The organism is Gilvibacter sediminis (genome assembly GCF_028561565.1).
GTDB lineage: Bacteria > Bacteroidota > Bacteroidia > Flavobacteriales > Flavobacteriaceae > Gilvibacter > Gilvibacter sediminis.
The window spans coordinates 611,848-630,179 of record NZ_JAQQTE010000001.1 but is presented as its reverse complement, the minus strand read 5'-3'; the positions used below and the strand labels follow the sequence as shown (position 1 = coordinate 630,179).

Sequence of the window (18,332 nt, the reverse complement as noted above, 5' to 3'; positions counted from 1 at the left end):
AAGCTGGGGGACAATTAAGCTTCTATATTATAAGATTGTTATGCGGGAATAATCTAGATTTATACCTAAATTTAAGTGCATCTCAATTCCTTACCCATCAAAGCTACAGCTACCAATTCACCTTTTACTGTATATGCCGCCTCCGCAGGAAGCGGAAAGACCTTTGCTTTGGTCAAACAATACCTCTGTCAAATACTGAAAGGAACTCATGCTGATGCGTATCGATCCCTCTTAGCTATTACGTTTACCAATAAAGCAGTTGCCGAGATGAAATCAAGGATTTTGGAGCAATTGGTGCATTTTGCAGGCTATCAGCAAAACGACAAACTCACGCCTATGCAGCATGAGATAAGCGCCAGCCTTGATGTCAAACCAGATCAATTAGCGATAAGTTCTGCACGCGTCCTGAAAGATCTGTTGCATAACTATGGAGCTTTTGCCGTGGAGACCATTGACAGTTTCAACCACCGTTTGCTTAGAACTTTCGCTAAGGATCTAGGATTGCGATCGGATTTTGAAGTGACCACGGAGGCTGACTTGCTCCTGCAAGAGGCCGTTGAAGCGGTTCTAGCCCAAACGGGATCAGATGCATTCTTAACGCAAACCTTGGTAGATTTTGCCTTGCAAAATACAGAAGAGGACAGGAGTTGGGACCCGACAAGACAATTGTTGGAAAAGGCCAAAATACTGCTGAATGAAAACAGCTTTGAGGCCTTAAACCGATTGCAAACCAAAGAGACAGAGGATTTCAAGGCCTTAACTGCTTTACTGAAAACACAGAAAGACAAATTCCAAAAAAGTGTGGTCAAGGCAGCCGAGAATGCGCTGGAACTAATTCATTCTAAAGATTTGAATGCGTCCCATTTTAGTCGAGGCGCCTATCCCAACTTTATGGAAAAACTCCGCACCGGAGCTTCCGTAAAATGGGAAGCCAAATGGCAGCAGGAGATTGAAAGCTACAGTTTCTACACCAAAACCCAAGAGGATTGGGTCAAGGCAACCATAGATGAAATTCGGGACCAGCTCATTGAGCTTTTTCATACTGCCCAAGAGCAGGCCATAGCTGCAGATTGGTTCCAACGACTCTACCGAGAGGTTATACCGCTTACTGTACTCAATTATATTCAGCAGGAATATCAAGCCATCAAAGAAGATCGGAATTTGGTCACCGTAGCTGAATTCAATCGCCGCATACATCAGGAGATCAAATCTCAGCCAGCGCCTTTTATTTACGAGCGCTTAGGTGAGCGCTACCGTCATTTTTTCATTGACGAGTTTCAGGATACCTCTGCCATGCAATGGAACAATTTGATTCCGTTGATAGACAACGCGCTCGCCCAAGAAGATCAGAGTCAGCAGCAAGGAAGCTTACTCCTGGTAGGAGATGCAAAACAATCCATTTATCGCTGGCGCGGCGGACTGCCAGAACAGTTCTTAGGCTTAAGTGCGGGTCAGACGCCCTTTGCTATCTCTGGAGACCTAAAAGAACTCGGGAAAAATTGGCGTTCCTATAGCAAGGTCATTGAGTTCAACAACGGGCTTTTCAAATTCTTAGGAGCACATTTGCCACAAGGACCGTATCGGGATTGTTATGAAGACCAAGCAGAGCAAGAGATCAGCGACAAAATTGGAGGCTACGTCAGTATTGACTTTTTTGAAGCAGCAAAACGAGAAGAAAGCGAACCTCAATACATTGAAGCCGTAAAATCGCGAATCAGTCAGTGTCTGGAACACGGATACCGTTTAAAAGACATTTGTGTGCTTACCAGAAAAAAGGACGACAGTAAGATCCTAGCACAAGCCTTGCAAGAGACTTATCCTGTAGTTTCTCCAGACAGCCTATTATTAAAGGAATCTGGGATGGTTCAATTCTTTCTGAGCGGTTTGAGGCTGAGAGAAAATGTCCAAGACCCAGAAACGCGCCTGCATTTTCTATGGAACTACTTGGAAATTCATCCAAACAAGCAGCAAGATCACTCCTGGTTAGAAAGAGTAAGTCGAAAGGAGGTTTCCGCTCTTAGTGAAACGCTTCAAGAATTGCAGATCAACTTCTCTTTAGAACATCTCAACAGTCTGGGACTGTATGAAGCCTTGGAGTATTTGATCCGATGCTTTGATCTGCAAGAGCAGGTCTCTGCCTATGAACGGCATTTCTTGGATATGGCGCGTAGTTTTGAACAACAAAATAACAATGCCACAACGCATTTTCTAGAGGACTGGAAAAAACAAGAAGATGCGGCCAGTCTTCAATTCCCAGAAGATATGGATGCCATTCGGCTCATGACCGTGCACAAATCCAAAGGCTTGGAATTCCCTGTGGTGATTATTCCTTTTACGGATTCAGAATTGATCAACAAACGCAATGAATACTTGTGGTATGCGGTTGATCCCGAGCATTACTGCGGATTTACAGAATTTCACCTCCCTATCACAGCCTTAAAAACACAGGATCCCCAGACCTATGAATCCTACTTAGAGCAACGCCTATTTGATGAACTGAATGTTTGGTACGTAGCCCTGACGCGCGCTGAAGAGCAGTTGCATCTGCTCAGCAGCACGGATAAAGCAGACCTTCGATCTTTTGGAGGCATGCTGCGGATGTATCTGGAACAACAAAATGAAACACAACAAGCCCATTACAGTTGGGGAACCCCTTTAGCAAAAGAAACTCAAAAAGTCGCTGAGCCCGAGACAGCATCACCTTTTATAAGCACTGATAAAGGCGTCAATAAGATCCGTCTTATTGCCAGCCCAAGGGAGAAATACCAACAAGAGACCCGTTTGGCTCAAGAACGCGGGAACCGACTCCACCTTTGGCTTTCCAAAATAGATAATGAGGAAGAATTGCCTCGGTTGTTTGAAAAACTAGAGGTTGTAGCACGCTATTCCAGAAAACAACTGGCTGCAGATCACGCACTGCTCCTGCAGGTAATTGGTCACCCTGAACTGAGCCCTTACTTTAAAGTTGGGGTGGATTCTAAAAATGAAGCCGCAATCATCGATCAGACCGGGGAGATACACCGTCCAGACCGTTTGGTCTTTGAGGCAGACCAGGTAGTAATCATTGATTACAAGTTTGGAAGCCCCGACCCTACATACAAACAACAGTTAGATCGATATCAATCCGCCTTGGAACAACTCGGCTTCAAGGAATTCAAAAAAATACTCGTTTACGTACAAGAAGAAATCAAACTCGAGACTTGGTAATTGGTTCAGGGATTGAATACCTTTGTAAAAAACCTTCTCATGTACGGAAAAATACAGCAGCATCTGCAAGACGAGCTCGAAGCAATTCAAGAAGCCGGCCTCTTTAAAAAGGAGCGTGTGATCACCTCACCGCAAGGTCCAGAAATCAGCATCAGCACGGGAGAAACCGTGTTGAACTTCTGCGCCAATAACTACTTGGGGCTTTCTTCACATCCCGAGGTCATTCAAGCAGCTAAAGATGCGATGGACACCCATGGTTTTGGGATGTCATCGGTGCGTTTTATCTGCGGAACTCAGGACATACACAAAACCTTAGAGCAAAAGATCGCCGATTATTACGGAACTGAGGACACTATTTTGTACGCGGCAGCCTTTGACGCCAACGGCGGGGTGTTTGAGCCTTTATTGACCAAAGAAGACGCGATCATCTCTGATTCCTTGAACCACGCTTCCATCATTGATGGAGTTCGGTTGTGTAAAGCAGCTCGTTACCGCTATGAGAATAACAATATGGAAGATCTTGAAAAGCAACTCATCGCGGCCAACGAGGCCGGAGCGCGCTTTAAGATCATTGTGACAGACGGGGTTTTCTCTATGGACGGCTTGGTAGCTCCTTTAGATGAGATATGCGACTTGGCAGATAAATACGACGCTCTAGTGATGATCGATGAGTGCCACGCTACAGGTTTTATTGGCCCAACAGGACGTGGAACCCTAGAAGAAAAAGGCGTAATGGGGCGTATTGATATCATTACTGGAACCTTAGGTAAAGCAATGGGAGGCGCCATGGGAGGTTACACCACTGCCAAGAAGGAGGTCATTGAAATGCTGCGCCAACGATCAAGGCCTTATTTATTCTCGAATTCTTTGGCCCCAGCTATAGTTGGTGCATCTATTAAGGTATTTGACATGCTTTCTAACGATACCAGCCTGCGTGATAAATTGGAATCCAATACCGCTTATTTTAAGAAAGGTATGATGGAGGCTGGTTTTGATATCATTGATGGAGATTCAGCCATTGTGCCTGTAATGCTTTATGACGCTAAATTGTCTCAGCAAATGGCAGACCAATTATTGGAAGAAGGAATTTATGTAATTGGGTTCTTTTATCCGGTCGTTCCGAAAGGAAAAGCACGCATCCGAGTACAGCTATCTGCAGCCCATGAAAAAGAGCATCTTGACAAGGCGATAGAAGCCTTCAAAAAAGTGGGTAAAAAGTTAAATGTAATCGGCTAAAAACCTAATTAGGCTCTATAATAAAAGCTTATTACAAAATTTTTAGTAGATTTGCTTTTGTTAATAAAATTTAACAACATATTTTTGCTTCAATTAACACTTAAAAAAATTAAATTTTCTAATATGAAACATCTTAGCAGATTTTTAGTTGCTTCCTTGCTTGTCCTAGGGTTAAGTACTGTGAATGCACAAGACGAAAACAATCCTTGGGCTTTCGGCATCGAGTTCAACGCTGTGGATACTTTCCCAGTTGGAACTGAGGACGTGGGAAGAACTCCAATTCAAACTAAAGCAAACTTCTTGCAAGAGTTCTTCAACGTAAACGACCACTGGAACATTATTCCTGTTGTTTCTAAAGTTTCTGTTGGACGTTATGTTGGTTCTGGTCTTACTTTGACCGCTTCAGGATCTGTAAACCGTATCAACAAAATTGGTGACTTCAGAGTAGAAGATCTTTCTTACTATGCTGCTGACGGTCGTATTAGCTACAGCTTCAAAGATGTGATCGGTGGTCCAGGTGGATGGCTAGATCCAGTAATTGGAGTTGGTGGTGGTTACACTTGGGTAGATGACATCGGATTTGGTACTATGAACTTCGGAGCTGGATTCCGTTTCTGGTTGAGCGAGCAGTTCGGTATCAACGTTGAGTCTACTTACAAGCATGCCTTCGAAGATGTTTACGGAATTCGTCACTTCCAGCACTCTGCTGGTGTGATCTTCACTTTCGGTGGAAAAGACACTGACGGTGACGGTATCTATGACAAAGACGATGAGTGTCCAGAAACTCCAGGTCTTCCTGAGTTCAACGGATGTCCTGATTCTGACGGTGATGGTATCGAGGATCGTAACGATGCTTGTCCTGACGTAGCTGGTGCAGCTGAATTCAACGGTTGTCCTGACACTGACGGTGATGGTATTGCTGATCCGGACGATGCTTGTCCTACTGTAGCTGGTCTTAAGTCTTTAGGAGGATGTCCTGATGCTGACGGTGACGGAATCAAAGATTCTGATGATAACTGTCCTAACGAAGCAGGACCTGCTGCTAACAACGGATGCCCTTGGCCAGATTCTGACGGTGACGGTGTACTAGACAAAGACGATAACTGTCCTGATGTTGCTGGTACTGTTGCTAACGACGGATGTCCAGAAGTTACTGTAGAGGTAATCAACACTTTGAACGAGTACTCTAAAACTATCCTTTTCGATACTGGAAAGTCTACTATTCGTCAAGAGTCTTACGCTGTTCTTCAAAACATCGTTGACATCATGAAAGAATACCCAACGACTACTTTCGTAATCGAAGGACACACTGACAGTGTAGGTAGAGATTCTACTAACCAGAAGCTATCTGAAGAGCGTGCTGCTTCTGTGAAGTCTTACCTTACTACTATTGGTATGGAAGGATCTCGTTTGATCTCTGTAGGATACGGAGAGTCTCGTCCAATTGCTTCTAACAACACTAGAGCTGGACGTCAAGAAAACAGACGTGTAGAGATTTCTTTGCAGAAATAAGAAATCCCTTAAATACATAGAAAAACGCCTCCGGTTATCGGGGGCGTTTTTTATTTTTATACAATGCAGTCATTCATTGCCCAATGCTGGGATCACTTAACCGATCAAGTTGACGATATAGCACAATTGCGTTGTATAGTTCCCAGTATACGCGCGGGTAATTTTCTGCGGCAGTGTATTCAGCAGAAACAGCATACTGCCTCCTTCTTACCAGATATCATACCGATTGAAACCTTTATTCAAGAGCTCTCGGATCTGCAGATTATTGATGAACTGCCACTGCTCTTTGAATGTTATCAGGTCTACTTAAAAAGACAAGCCGACCAGCCTAAGGATGATTTTGACACCTTTAGCTCTTGGGCCACGATTCTACTTGCTGATTTCAATGAGATAGATCGTTACTTAGTTCCTTCGGATTCCTTTTTTGCTTATTTGGCGAGCGTGCAAGAACTGAACCACTGGTCTTTGCAAGAAAGTCAATCAGAACTCATTCAAGCCTATTTGTCATTCTGGAATCAATTACCAGCATATTATGAGGACTTAAAGGATGCTCTAAGTGCTAAGGGCTTGGGATATCAAGGAATGGTTTATCGTGAGGCCGTAGAACAACTCAGTTTCTATTTTGATGCACAAGGTGATCGTCCGCATGCCTTCTTAGGATTCAATGCTTTGAACAATGCAGAACAAGCGCTCTTCCAAGAATTCTTGGCTCAGGGAAATCACTTTGTCTTTTGGGATGCCGACAAACACTTTATAAATGATAAAGCCCACAGCGCTTCACTCTTTATGCGGCGCTATTTCCAAGAATGGGGCTACTACCAAAATCAAAAACCCTTATTTGTAAGCGACCATTACAGCAGCCCAAAACAGATCAACTTAATTCAAGCCGCTAACCCTTTAGACCAAGTAAAAGAAATTGGCAATACCCTTGGTGATATTCCAACAGAGCAGCTCAAAGACACCGCAATTGTTTTGGCAGATGAACAATTACTCTTACCGCTTTTGAATTCGCTTCCCAACACGATCAACAAGGTCAACGTGACCATGGGAGTGAGTTTAAAGCACCAGCCGCTCACACTATGGACGCTGGCTATTTTAGAGCTTCATATTCGATATCCGAAGAGCTACTATTACAAGCTATTATTCAAGGTTTTGGAGCATCCTGTAACCCAGTTGGTCATTGAAAAACCCACAGCCTTAATGCAGCGCATGATCGCTACGAATCAGATCAGTATTAGCGCCGACGAACTCTTGGCTGGTAGTAGCGACCAAGATCAAGACCAGCTCAAACTTATTTTTGATCCTTGGCCAACAGATCCTGTCGTAGCGATAAAACGATTAGAAGCATTACTCCGACCCTTGACTCACGTGACCAATGATATCCACAGAACTGCAGCAAATAAACTGGTTGAGGTTTGCGTACAACTCCAAAATATGCAAGAGCGTTACGGGTCTATCAGTTCCTTAGAATCGCTTCGGAACATATTCAGGCAATTGGCGTCAAAACAACAAATAGACTTTCAAGGAGACGCTTATGATGGTTTACAAATTATGGGAGTTCTGGAGAGCAGAGCACTTGATTTTAAGCGGGTGATCATGACCTCGGTAAATGAAGGTTATCTGCCCAGCGGGAGCATGGCGCCGTCTTATATCACCAATGATATGAAGTATCAATACGGCTTGCCTTCTACCTTTGAGAAGGACGCCATCTTTGTATATCACTTTTACCGTCTGCTACACAGAAGCCAGCACATTGATCTGTATTATACAGCTGTGGGAAGCGGATTTAATACCAAAGAAGAAAGTCGTTTGATCAAACAGCTACGCACCTATGGAGCTATGCATAATATTCAAGAACATATTATCAGCTCAAGCATGCAGTCGCAGAGCGTACAACTCAAGTCTGTGGCCAAGACTCCAGAGGTAATTAACAGGCTTAAAGAGTTAGCTGCTAAACAATTCAGCCCTTCCAGTCTTATCAACTACATCAGGAATCCCATAGATTTCTATGCAGAGAAATTACTAAAGGTCCGTCCCGCAGAAATTCTGGAAGAAGATATTGCTCTTAATACTTTAGGGTCCATTGTTCATGAGTCCATTGAGCAACTTTATACGCCCTTTGTTGGTGGCTTACTCAAACAAGATCAGCTTAAGAAGTTGCTTCCCAAATTGCCTCAAGTGGTTGCAGATATGAGCGTAAAGCATTTGGGGAAACACTTTAACGCGGGTAAAAATCGCATTGTTTTTGAAGTAGCCCAGAAGTATGTTCAATTTGCAATAGAAAGTGACTTGGCCCTGCTTGCTGCCAATCGTCAAATAGAACTCATCGCCTTAGAAATGCCTTTATCCGTGGTGTACACGCATCCTCAAATAGGTCCAATAAACCTGGGGGGCACAGCCGATCGCGTTGACAAATTAGATGGGCAATTGCGCATCATAGACTATAAAACGGGTAAAGTAGAACCCAAACAACTACAGCTCTCTGAGTGGGACTTAATGATCACTGATTACAAATACAGCAAGGCCTTTCAAGTCTTGCTCTACGCTTTGATGTATAAGCTTGAGTTCGGAATCATTCCAGATCGTGCGGGGATCATCTCATTCCGCAGCCAATCTCAGGACTTTATGAGCTTTGGCTATAAACCCCAAGGCAGTCGTCAAGTAGACAATCAACTCAATGAAGCGACCTTAGAACATTTTATTACAGAACTCAATCAGCTCTTTGTTGAGATCTTTGACCCAGAAATTCCATTTACAGAAAAAGAAGTATAAATGACTCAAAGCTTTCAGTTAGAACCCGATCACGGCAGACCTATAATTGGCAACTTTCATCCAGCGCAAGGTGCTAAGAAGCATGCGCTAATCATCTTTTGTCACGGATATAAAGGATTCAAGGACTGGGGAGGTTGGCACTTAATGGCTGAATCCTTGACCCGGGCGGGTTTTGATTTTGTCCGATTTAATTTTTCACACAATGGAGGAACGGTAGAACAGCCTATAGACTTTCCCGATCTCGAGGCTTTCTCAGAGAATAATTACAGCATAGAAATGGACGATCTACAGCTGGTGATCAATCATTTTGAAGCGCCTGATCAGAAGTTGTATCTCTTAGGACACAGCCGCGGAGGCGGAATTGTTAGTCTCACAGCTGGCCAAGATTCGCGTATTGATAAGGTGGCAACCTTAGCCTCGGTAAGTGATTATCGCGTACGATTTTTAGAGGGTACCGAGCATTTTAAGCAATGGCAGGAAAAAGGCATAACCTACATTGAAAACAGCAGAACCGGTCAGCTTTTGCCTCATAAGTATCAATTCTACACCGATTTTATAGCCCATGAAGACCGACTGACCATTCACAAAGCCGTTAGATCCATTAATATCCCACATCTGATCATCCATGGCACCGAAGATCCAACGGTTACGCTAAAAGAAGCTGAGGCCCTGCACAGCTGGAATCCGCAGAGCATTCTTAAAGTCATTCCAGGAGCGGACCACGTTTTTGGCATGAAACATCCTTATCCGGAATCTGAGCTGCCTGAGCACATGCAATTGGTCGTTGAGGCTTTGATTGAGTTCTATAAAGACTAACCGCCAATAGCGATCATGCTCCGGTTTTGGTTGTAATTATTGGGATCGCTGAATGATTCATCGGTAGACATACCTCCGCGTATCGGGGCTTTTGCTTGAATCGCTTGAGCTACTAAGGGGGTAATATCTCCACCTTCTCTAAAGGTGGTCAACAAATCGACCTCCGAATTAGAAAACAGGCAATTCTTGATTCTTCCGTTAGCGGTAAGGCGAATTCTATTGCAACTGTCACAGAAGGGATTAGTTACCGTGCTGATTATTGCAAATGAACCTTGGAAGCCGTGCACACTATAGTTTCTGGAAGTATCGTGAGCTTCATCTACCAAGCGTTCCACACCCGTGGCAGACCACTCCGCAAAGGCCATATTGAGAATCTCTTCGTGCGAAACCAGTTTGTCTCTATTCCATCGATTTCCATCAAAAGGCATGAACTCAATAAACCTTACCGTAACAGGGTTATTCTGGGTATATCGAATAAAATCAATGATCTCATTATCATTAAAGCCCTTGATCAGCACGCAATTGATCTTCACTTTAAAGCCTTCTTGGATTAACTTATCAATATTCTGTTTTACCTTATCAAAATTGTCTCTGCGAGTTATGGTCTTGAATTTAGTAGGATGGAGGGAATCCAGACTGATGTTCACAGTCTTTATTCCTGCCGCTTTTAGTTGATCGATATAACGATCAATGATCACAGCGTTACTGGTCAAAGAAAGTTCTACATCTAAGGTGGATAACTTTTCTAAAATCTGCCCAAAATCCTTTCTAACTAGTGGTTCTCCGCCAGTCAGCCTAATTTTAGTGACACCCATCCCGACAAAACGCTTGGCAATTTCAAATACCTCATCTGGAGACATGAGTTTTCCCCAAGGGCTCACAGCTACGCCGTGTTCGGGCATACAGTAAGTGCAGCGTAAATTGCAACGCTCCGTTAGCGAAATACGCAAATAGGAGTGCTTTCTGCCGTATTTATCCGTTAATATGTTCGTATCAGTCATGCCTTTCTCCTCCCATTACGTTGAACAAATGCAAGGCCGCAGGAAATACCGCTTGCATAGACTCTTGTGCTCCTTTAGTTGAACCGGGTAAAGCCATGATCAAGGTGTTACCAATAGTTCCAACCATGGAGCGCGATAACATAGCATATGGCGTACGCTCTTGACCGTAAGCTCTAATAGCTTCTTCCATTCCGGGAATTCTGCGCTCCAACAAGGGTTCTAAGGTGTCTGGAGTGACATCTCTGGGTGAAAGACCTGTACCTCCAGTGTAGATTACCAATTGACAGCCCGCTCCCCGTGCTTGATCTAAAACCTCGGTTATTTTATCGGCCTCATCGGGAATGATCTGATAATCTATTTCTTCCAGCCCGTGCTCATTCAATTGCGCTACTATAGCTTTGCCGGCCTTATCTTCTTTATCTCCTTGCGAAATGCTGTCTGAACATACCACAACCGCAGCTTTTACCTTTCTTGAAAGCCGCTTTCTGTGACTGGACTTTCCTCCAGTTTTCTCCAAGAGTTTAATCTCGTGAATACTAACGGCCTTATCAATGGGTTTCAACATATCGTAAATGGTCAAAGCCACTACACTGGCACCGTGCATAGCCTCCACCTCAACACCGGTCTTGTATAAGGTTTTAACAGTCATATTAATGTGTAGCTCCAGCTCCTTGAACTCATAATCTACCGCCGTAAACTCTATGGGTAGCGGATGGCAATCTGGTAAAAGGGCCGGTGTTTTTTTAACGCCTAAAAAACCAGCAGCTTTGGCCATTGCCAGTACATTGCCCTTGGGCACTCGATCTTCTTTGATCGCTGTCAAGGTTTCTTCGGAGCCAACTCGTACTATAGCCTGAGCAACTGCCGTACGTAATGTTATTCCTTTATGGGTTATATCTACCATTAATTATTGACTTTCCATTTATGAGATTCATTCTCTAAAATTTCCTTTCCAAAAATTGGAGCCTCAGCCTTTATTGCCTCCACTACATATTCTAATGCTCTAAAGGTCACCTTGCGGTGCGGTGCAGAGACAAAGACGAACAAACACACCTCTCCCGTCTTAACCAAGCCCAAGCTGTGGTAAATGTGCATGCAAGTCAGGTCAAACTCTTCAAAGGTTCGCTCGCGAATCTCATGCATGACCTTGTTGGCCATTTCAGTGTAGGCCGTATACTCTATAGCTCCCACGGCAGAATCACCCGCCTGATCAGCACGTACCTGACCCAAAAAGATATTGTGTGCTCCAATGCCGGTCTTTACTTGATGTTTAGCAATGGAATCGGCTATAAATTCGGGGCTTATAGGGCCCTCTCTGAACACATTTTTAATAGACTTCATTAGTTGTTGAATTTTCGTTTTCGATAGCGTTTTTTAAATGTTGTGCACTAGCACTCAAGGCATATACTGCCTCAAAATAATGCTCTTTTAAAAGGGTCGCAGCCGCTTTGGCCCTTTGACCGCTTTTACAAAAAGCGATATATGTTTTTTCTTTATCTAGTTCTTTCAAGCGGAGCTCCAGCTCTCTTACTGGAATTTGCAGATCCACAGACGCAATCTTAGGTTGCTCTTCAGTATCTCGAACATCCAAAAACAAGGCTTGATCTAACAGGAGAGCCTCTTTCAAGCTAAGTGTATTGGGTGGTGAATCACAGTTTGTCACGGCATTGGTCTGCGGTAACTCCCAAGAATCTGACTGCACATTATCACAAAGGCTTTGGTTCTTGTCCATTTTGAGGTGTTGCACAGAAAAATTCTGTTGATTCACGTAAAATACTGACCGATTGGGCACCTCCTCAGGCCAAATGATCGTTTGCAGGGCCAAATGAGCCATTTGTAGTCCAATGATACCCGCAACCGTCCCAAGGACTCCCAGTATATTGCAGCCTGCAACCTCACCAGCAGCTGGAGGTTTGGGATACAAACAACGATAACACGGGCCGCCTCTGTGGTTGAACAAAGCAAACTGACCTTGGTGCTTAAAGAGCGCTCCATAAATCCATGCTTTATTGCTCTTTACACAAGCGTCATTGATCAAATAACGCGTACTAAAGTTATCTGTCCCGTCAATGATCAAATCATAGGAGACTATCATCGGCATGATGTTTTCCGTGTGCACCCCTTCTGGGTAGGTCTTGATCTCAATTTCTGGATTCAGTGATTTAAGTCGCTCTTGAGCGGCTAAGACTTTCGGTTTTCCAACGTCTTGAGTGGAATACAACAATTGCCTGTGTAAATTAGATAGCGCAACCGTATCCATATCTGCAACGCCTAGAGTACCTACTCCTGCTGCTGCTAAATACTGGAGAATCGGGCTACCTAACCCACCTGCACCAACAACCAAGACCTTAGCCTTTGCCAAAGCCTCTTGACCGCTAGGGCCTACATCTTCTAATTGTATTTGTCGTTGGTAACGATTCATATTCATCCACCTGAAAAAGGAGGTAGTAAGGCCACCTCTACCTTTGTTTTTAACGGGAATGAAGGCTGAACAATCTCATGATCTACAGCAATAGTGTAGGTTGCCATTGATAATCCAGGGTATTCCCTGCGCAATACAGAGTCCAATTCATCAACGGTCTCTACCGCTGCAGATCGGATCTCTTCGGTTTTGCCGGTTAGCTCAGCAATTCTACCGAAGTACTTTAAAGTTAGTTCCATTACAGAATGTTTAAGTAAGGAACCAGGGATTCTTGGTCAACGTAGGATACCTCCTCGTCTAAAAACACTAAAGCGTCGGCGGCCGCAAAACTTTGCAACATGGAAGACGCCTGTCCATCCAATATTGCAACGGTATTGTCTGCGCCTTTCTTCGCTTTTAAAAACTGTGCCCTGTCTCCTTTTTTGTGGTAATTTGATTCTATTTTGGCAAACTGGAATCGGGATGAAGCTTGCTTATCTCCTTCCCATAACCGCAAAGCCAGGAGCACATAAACGTAAAAACAGCTTAGTGCCGAGGCTGGATTTCCGGGGAGTGCAAATACCAGTTTCTGCTCTTTTTTACCGAACAATAAAGGTTTTCCAGGCTTCTGTTTTACCTTGTAAAAAACCTGCTGTACACCTAAATTGTTCAGTGCGGTCTTGACAAAATCATAGTCACCCACGGAAATTCCGCCAGAGACTAACACCACGTCGGCTTCTGTTAGGGCCTGCTGTAGTGTATTTGTCAATACCTCTAAATCATCCTCAGCTTTTAATACCTGAGAATCATTATATCCTTTATCGCTTAGCACGGCAGCCAACATCGCGCCATTGCTTTCGTAAATTTGACCGCGGTTTAAGGGTTCTCCAGCGGCCTTAAGTTCGTCTCCAGTAACCACAATAGCTACTCGAGGTTTAGTCGCAACCGTAACTTCTGCAACTCCTACGCCAGCCAACAAACCAATACCCGCTGGTGTGATGCGCATTCCTGCGCCCATAACTGGATCGCCTTTGTGAAGCTGCTCACCAATGGGACGAATATTGGCCCCAAGTCTAAACGCTTCCTCTAAAAGAATGTGATCCTCTTGGCGATTAACTTTCTCTTGAATAACTATACGATCTGCCGTATCTGGCACCGCCGCGCCGGTAAAGATGCGTACCGCTTCTCCTCTATTCAAATGAGGATGATCTTGAGAACCAGCTGCTACTTCTCCAACAACGGTGTATTCCATACTGTCGTGTGAACAAATAGCGTAGCCATCCATGGCAGATTGCCTAAAAGGAGGCATGCTGATAGGACTGACCACGTCTGCAGCCAAAACATTGTCCAACGCACTGCTTAAAGTACGTTGCTCCATTTTAGCTGATGACTTTACGTTGTTGGTTATGAGTTGTATGGCTTCTGATACCGTTACCATGTAGCGTTATATCCAATCAAATATAACGATAATTGTCGGTAAATCAGGAACTCAGGAGTAAATCTGTTGGGATTTAAAAGGTTTTAACTTTGTTAGGGTTTCAGAACACAAACGAATCCTTATTTTTAAGGATGCTTCACGAATTAATTCACATTTTTACTAAGGCGACAGAAGCCGCCAAGGCGGATAAAAAGTCGGTGCTGGCCTCCGTAGTTGCTTTAGAAGGTTCTTCTTATCGCAGACCGGGCGTGCGCATGCTTATCAACGAAGACGGTGAAATGTTTGGAGCTGTAAGTGGCGGCTGTGTAGAAAAAGATATTCTAAGACAAGCTGATGAAGTCTTTAAGTCTGGCGCACCAAAAATGATGCATTATGACGGTCGCTACCGCTTGGGGTGTGAAGGACTGCTGTATATTCTGATAGAACCCGTCACTGATCCAGAGCAAATTCTAAACGCTTTAAAAGCCCAAGATCACTCCCGAAAAGCCTTTGAGATCACTAGTACATTTAGTAGAGCTGAAGGAGTGCAAGATCTGGCGCAATCCGTTTTTTATTTTAGTGATGCAGGAGAACATGCCGTACATGGAGCGCCTTTTGATCAGGCAAGTGAAGAAACTTTTACGCAGTCCATCACTCCGAGTATTCGACTGACCATCATTGGATCTGAACACGATGCCGTGGCCTTAACGCAACTTGCAGCAGCGGTTGGGTTTCGCGTTGATCTTATAGCACCTTTAGACGACCATAAATCCATTCAAAATTTTCCAGGAGCGACTAACTTTTATCATTTAAATCCGGAACAGATAACTCCAACCCAAGTAGATGATAGAACCGCGGTGGTGCTTATGACTCACAGTTTCTCTAAGGACCTCAAATACTTAGGGGCACTCATTGATGGCCCGGCGGCTTATATCGGTCTTCTAGGCCCTAAAAAGCGCCGTGAAAAGCTCTTTGATGGCCTTTTAGAACACTATCCAGAAGTAGCGCCAGAGTTCATTGAAATGCTGCATGGACCTGCCGGGATCAATATCGGAGCAGAAACGGCTCATGAGATTGGTATTTCCATAATTGCGGAGATCTTAGCCGTCATGCGCGGACAAGAACCGCAATCGCTCAAAGACAAGAAAAGCGGCATCCACGACTAATTGAGTTCAGAAATTTCCATACTGATTTTAGCTGCTGGAAAATCCAGCCGAATGGGTACTCCAAAGATGCTTTTGCCTTGGGGAGATAGCACTGTTTTGGAATGTATCATTAAAAAGGCTAAAGCACTTGTCTGCAAGCATATTGTTTTGATAAGCGGCGCAGAGCATATCAGCCTTGAAAAAATTACTCAGCGCCACGCTATACAAATAACTCAAAACCCAGAGTGGGAACGTGGTATGGGTAATTCCCTAGCTTTTGGAATCAAGACCCTAATGAATCGACCTCCAAAAGGAGTTTTGGTTTTACTCGCGGACATGCCGATAATTACTGCTGATAACCTTAAAGGTCTGATAGAAACATTCGTAAGCAGTGAAGCGGATATTGTCTGTACGCAATACCCAGACTTGCAAGGAGTGCCCGCAATATTTAAAGATTCACTCTTTGAAAAGCTAAGCCAATTGGATGGTGATCTTGGCGCCAAACAACTTTTTAAACTTGAGGGAATAAGACTGGCTTCTCATAGCGTTCAAAAAGACTATGAGGACCTAGATACACCCGAGGCCTACCAAAAACTCAAAAACAAATACGGACTTTAGCAGTTCTCCATTTGCCCAGGAAGTGGTACCGTGAAACCGATCACCTCTTTCATTTTGGCAGGTTCCAAATCATTGACAAATGGTTGTTTCATTAAACGTTGGCCAGTGGCCGCGTGAATAGCATTGGCAATTGCTGCACCTGCTGGTGGCAAAGCGGGTTCTCCGAGTCCTGTTGGTGACAAGCCGTTATCTACAAAATAGGTATCTACCTGCGGGGTCTCTTTCATTCGAATCAGACGGTAAGTGTCGTAATTATTAGAAGTAGGACGGCCATTGTCAAAACCAAAATCTCCATACATGGCGTGGCCTATTCCGTCAATGACACCTCCTTCAATTTGGTTCTTCGCACCTAAAGGATTGACCACAATTCCGCAGTCTACTGCAACCGTAACGCGTTTTACAACTGGGTAGCCGTTTTCAATCTCTACCTCTGCCAATTCTGCAACGTGTGTGTTGTGACTGTAATAGGCAGAAAAACCTTGATAAACACCTTCTGGAGCGTTGCCCCATCCGCCTTTCTCTGCAGCGAGTCTAATGGTATCTTGCATACGTTTGCCCGAATACTGAATATTCTCATCCGTATTGTCTTTTACATTCTCTAAAAGGTCTAAGCGCATTTGAACGGCGTCTTTACCGAGTTTGCCTGCAATCTCATCAAAGAAGGTCTGCTCTGCAAAAGCCAAGAAGTTCGTATAGGGAGCTCTCCAAGCCCCAATAGTAATATTGCTCTGGTAATTGGCCGTATCTACTTTGTAGTTCGAAATAGCCCCTGCAGGGAAGAAGTGCGGGATCAAACCGTACATATTGGAATTGATCGCTGCCTCCTTCAAATGATATCCAGTGATCTCACCGTCTTTCAATGAAGCCGCAATGCGATACTTGATAGCAGGGCGGTAAATCCCCGCGGTCATATCGTCTTCTCTGCTGTAAACCACCTTAACGGGTTTTTGAGCCAAATTAGATATCTGAGCAGCGTCCATAACAAAGTCTCCGTAGAGTCTGCGGCCAAAACCACCTCCCATACGAGTCATCTCTAGATGAACTTCTTCTGCATTGCGATCCAGCAATTGTGCTACACGTGCAGCGGTTCCAGCTGGAGTTTGGATAGGTCCAACCAAATGGATTCGATCTGCAGTCACGTTGGCATAGAAGTTCATAGGTTCCATACAATTGTGCGGCAAGAAAGGCGATTCATAGGTGCGTTCTACCACCTCATCCGCAGCGGCAAAAGCAGCCGCCACATCTCCGTCTTCTCTACGCGTATCAAAAGAGTTGCCGTCCAAGATCTCATTGAGAATCCTGTCGTGATCAGCGGTACTCTCTAAAGTGCCATCTGCTTTCCAAATGGCCTTAAGAGCCTTTTTGCCTTGCATGGCAGCCCAGGTATTGTTGGCCAATACGGCGATTTTGTTATCGTAGCTCACCACATCAATAACCCCAGCAACAGCTCGGGCATCAGCATCATCAAAGCTCTCTAATGCATTCCCAAAAGCGGGTGGACGCATTACGGAGGCGTAAACCATTCCCTCAGCCGTATAATCCAAGCCAAAGAGCGGCTTTCCGGTAATGATCTCGTCGATATCCACGTTTCGGGTATCGGTTCCGATGATGGTATAATCTTTAGTTTCTTTAAGAGTCACATTCTCTGGGACCTCTAGGCCAGCAGCTTGATTCACTACTTGACCGTAATGCAGACTGTCTCCGTTGGCGTTAGTGATAACTCCCTGACTCGCGCTGCAAGTGGAAGCATCAACTCCCCATTGAGCTGCTGCGGCATTGATGAGCATCTGCTTGGCCGTTGCACCCGTTTGTCTGAGAGCATCCCATCCGAAGCGAATCGATTGACTCCCTCCGGCTACTTGGCGCTGATAATTCTTGGTATCCAAAATCCCTTGAGCTACATGAACCTTTTCCCAAGGCACATCCAACTCTTCTGCAATGATCATGGGCATGGAGGTCTTTACTCCTTGACCGATCTCTGGATTGGGCGAAAATATGGTGACATAGCCGTCATCTGAGATCTTGATGAAGGCATTGAAATCGTTAAAGTTCAACGAAGCAATATCAACTGGGGGTTGAGCAGCTTCTTTACAAGCCTGAAATAAATTGAAGCCAATGAGCATTCCGCCACCAGCTAAGGCCGAAGTTTTGATAAAACCACGACGACTGAAGGTAAGTTTTTGGTTGTTTTCCATGACGTCTAAGGT

Annotated in this window: 14 protein-coding genes; 7 read left to right on the top strand and 7 right to left on the bottom strand. The window is 44.4% G+C overall.

Going from position 1 to position 18,332, the window contains the following annotated elements:
- The first annotated feature begins 75 nt into the window (after positions 1 to 75).
- The 5 genes from POW22_RS02835 (at position 76) to POW22_RS02815 (ending at position 9,543) form a co-directional block, all read left to right on the top strand.
- Positions 76 to 3,207, top strand: a complete 3,132-nt coding sequence (locus POW22_RS02835) for a UvrD-helicase domain-containing protein (protein ID WP_272831048.1) — start codon at positions 76 to 78, stop codon at positions 3,205 to 3,207.
- A gap of 39 nt (positions 3,208 to 3,246) precedes the next feature.
- Positions 3,247 to 4,443, top strand: a complete 1,197-nt coding sequence (kbl, locus tag POW22_RS02830) for a glycine C-acetyltransferase (RefSeq protein ID WP_272831047.1) — start codon at positions 3,247 to 3,249, stop codon at positions 4,441 to 4,443.
- A gap of 123 nt (positions 4,444 to 4,566) precedes the next feature.
- Entirely contained in the window at positions 4,567 to 5,955 is a 1,389-nt protein-coding gene (locus tag POW22_RS02825; RefSeq protein WP_272831046.1) for an OmpA family protein, read from the top strand.
- Positions 5,956 to 6,018: 63 nt separating this feature from the next.
- Positions 6,019 to 8,727, top strand: a complete 2,709-nt coding sequence (locus POW22_RS02820) for a PD-(D/E)XK nuclease family protein (RefSeq protein ID WP_272831044.1) — start codon at positions 6,019 to 6,021, stop codon at positions 8,725 to 8,727.
- Entirely contained in the window at positions 8,728 to 9,543 is an 816-nt protein-coding gene (locus tag POW22_RS02815; RefSeq protein ID WP_272831043.1) for an alpha/beta hydrolase family protein, read from the top strand.
- On the opposite strand, the gene moaA is transcribed toward POW22_RS02815, so the two are convergent.
- The 6 genes from moaA to POW22_RS02785 are packed head-to-tail and all read right to left on the bottom strand — an operon-like array spanning position 9,540 to position 14,383.
- The gene (moaA, locus tag POW22_RS02810; protein WP_272831041.1) at positions 9,540 to 10,544 is read right to left on the bottom strand and encodes a GTP 3',8-cyclase MoaA; all 1,005 of its coding nucleotides are present in this window, start codon (positions 10,542 to 10,544) and stop codon (positions 9,540 to 9,542) included. The two genes, POW22_RS02815 and moaA, sit on opposite strands and share 4 nt — an antisense overlap.
- The gene (gene moaCB / locus POW22_RS02805; RefSeq protein WP_272831040.1) at positions 10,537 to 11,448 is read right to left on the bottom strand and encodes a bifunctional molybdenum cofactor biosynthesis protein MoaC/MoaB; all 912 of its coding nucleotides are present in this window, start codon (positions 11,446 to 11,448) and stop codon (positions 10,537 to 10,539) included. Before moaCB ends, moaA begins: the two co-directional genes overlap by 8 nt.
- On the bottom strand, positions 11,448 to 11,885 hold the full coding sequence (locus POW22_RS02800) for a molybdenum cofactor biosynthesis protein MoaE (RefSeq protein ID WP_272831038.1): 438 nt from the start codon (positions 11,883 to 11,885) through the stop codon (positions 11,448 to 11,450). Before POW22_RS02800 ends, moaCB begins: the two co-directional genes overlap by 1 nt.
- Complete coding sequence (locus POW22_RS02795; RefSeq protein ID WP_272831036.1) at positions 11,872 to 12,966, bottom strand: HesA/MoeB/ThiF family protein; 1,095 nt, start codon at positions 12,964 to 12,966, stop codon at positions 11,872 to 11,874. The genes POW22_RS02800 and POW22_RS02795 overlap by 14 nt, the downstream gene beginning before the upstream one ends.
- A gap of 2 nt (positions 12,967 to 12,968) precedes the next feature.
- Positions 12,969 to 13,205, bottom strand: coding sequence for a MoaD/ThiS family protein (locus tag POW22_RS02790; RefSeq protein ID WP_272831034.1), 237 nt, complete (start codon positions 13,203 to 13,205; stop codon positions 12,969 to 12,971).
- Positions 13,205 to 14,383: a molybdopterin molybdotransferase MoeA gene (locus POW22_RS02785; protein WP_272831033.1), complete on the bottom strand. Its 1,179-nt coding sequence runs from the start codon at positions 14,381 to 14,383 to the stop codon at positions 13,205 to 13,207. The genes POW22_RS02790 and POW22_RS02785 overlap by 1 nt, the downstream gene beginning before the upstream one ends.
- A 131-nt stretch (positions 14,384 to 14,514) precedes the next feature.
- Between POW22_RS02785 and POW22_RS02780 the strand changes: the two genes are divergently transcribed.
- Both POW22_RS02780 and POW22_RS02775 read left to right on the top strand, forming a co-directional pair.
- The gene (locus POW22_RS02780) at positions 14,515 to 15,528 is read left to right on the top strand and encodes an XdhC family protein (protein WP_272831032.1); all 1,014 of its coding nucleotides are present in this window, start codon (positions 14,515 to 14,517) and stop codon (positions 15,526 to 15,528) included.
- Positions 15,529 to 16,125 carry a nucleotidyltransferase family protein gene (locus POW22_RS02775; protein ID WP_272831031.1) on the top strand — a complete coding sequence of 199 codons (597 nt, stop codon included), beginning with the start codon at positions 15,529 to 15,531 and terminating at the stop codon, positions 16,123 to 16,125.
- Here the strand turns inward: POW22_RS02775 and POW22_RS02770 are convergent.
- Positions 16,122 to 18,320 (bottom strand): xanthine dehydrogenase family protein molybdopterin-binding subunit, encoded by a 2,199-nt coding sequence (locus POW22_RS02770; RefSeq protein WP_272831030.1) that lies wholly within the window; start codon positions 18,318 to 18,320, stop codon positions 16,122 to 16,124. The genes POW22_RS02775 and POW22_RS02770 overlap by 4 nt on opposite strands.
- Positions 18,321 to 18,332: the final 12 nt, after the last annotated feature.

What these genes read in the sequence shown, in the direction of transcription:
- moaCB (WP_272831040.1), bottom strand. Translation starts at nt 11,448, where the DNA reads ATGGTAGATATAACCCATAAAGGAATAACATTACGTACGGCAGTTGCT.
- kbl (WP_272831047.1), top strand. Translation starts at nt 3,247, where the DNA reads ATGTACGGAAAAATACAGCAGCATCTGCAAGACGAGCTCGAAGCAATT.
- POW22_RS02780 (WP_272831032.1), top strand. Translation starts at nt 14,515, where the DNA reads ATGCTTCACGAATTAATTCACATTTTTACTAAGGCGACAGAAGCCGCC.
- POW22_RS02790 (WP_272831034.1), bottom strand. Translation starts at nt 13,205, where the DNA reads ATGGAACTAACTTTAAAGTACTTCGGTAGAATTGCTGAGCTAACCGGC.
- POW22_RS02820 (WP_272831044.1), top strand. Translation starts at nt 6,019, where the DNA reads ATGCAGTCATTCATTGCCCAATGCTGGGATCACTTAACCGATCAAGTT.
- POW22_RS02815 (WP_272831043.1), top strand. Translation starts at nt 8,728, where the DNA reads ATGACTCAAAGCTTTCAGTTAGAACCCGATCACGGCAGACCTATAATT.
- POW22_RS02785 (WP_272831033.1), bottom strand. Translation starts at nt 14,383, where the DNA reads ATGGTAACGGTATCAGAAGCCATACAACTCATAACCAACAACGTAAAG.
- POW22_RS02795 (WP_272831036.1), bottom strand. Translation starts at nt 12,966, where the DNA reads ATGAATCGTTACCAACGACAAATACAATTAGAAGATGTAGGCCCTAGC.
- POW22_RS02770 (WP_272831030.1), bottom strand. Translation starts at nt 18,320, where the DNA reads ATGGAAAACAACCAAAAACTTACCTTCAGTCGTCGTGGTTTTATCAAA.
- POW22_RS02800 (WP_272831038.1), bottom strand. Translation starts at nt 11,885, where the DNA reads ATGAAGTCTATTAAAAATGTGTTCAGAGAGGGCCCTATAAGCCCCGAA.
- POW22_RS02825 (WP_272831046.1), top strand. Translation starts at nt 4,567, where the DNA reads ATGAAACATCTTAGCAGATTTTTAGTTGCTTCCTTGCTTGTCCTAGGG.
- moaA (WP_272831041.1), bottom strand. Translation starts at nt 10,544, where the DNA reads ATGACTGATACGAACATATTAACGGATAAATACGGCAGAAAGCACTCC.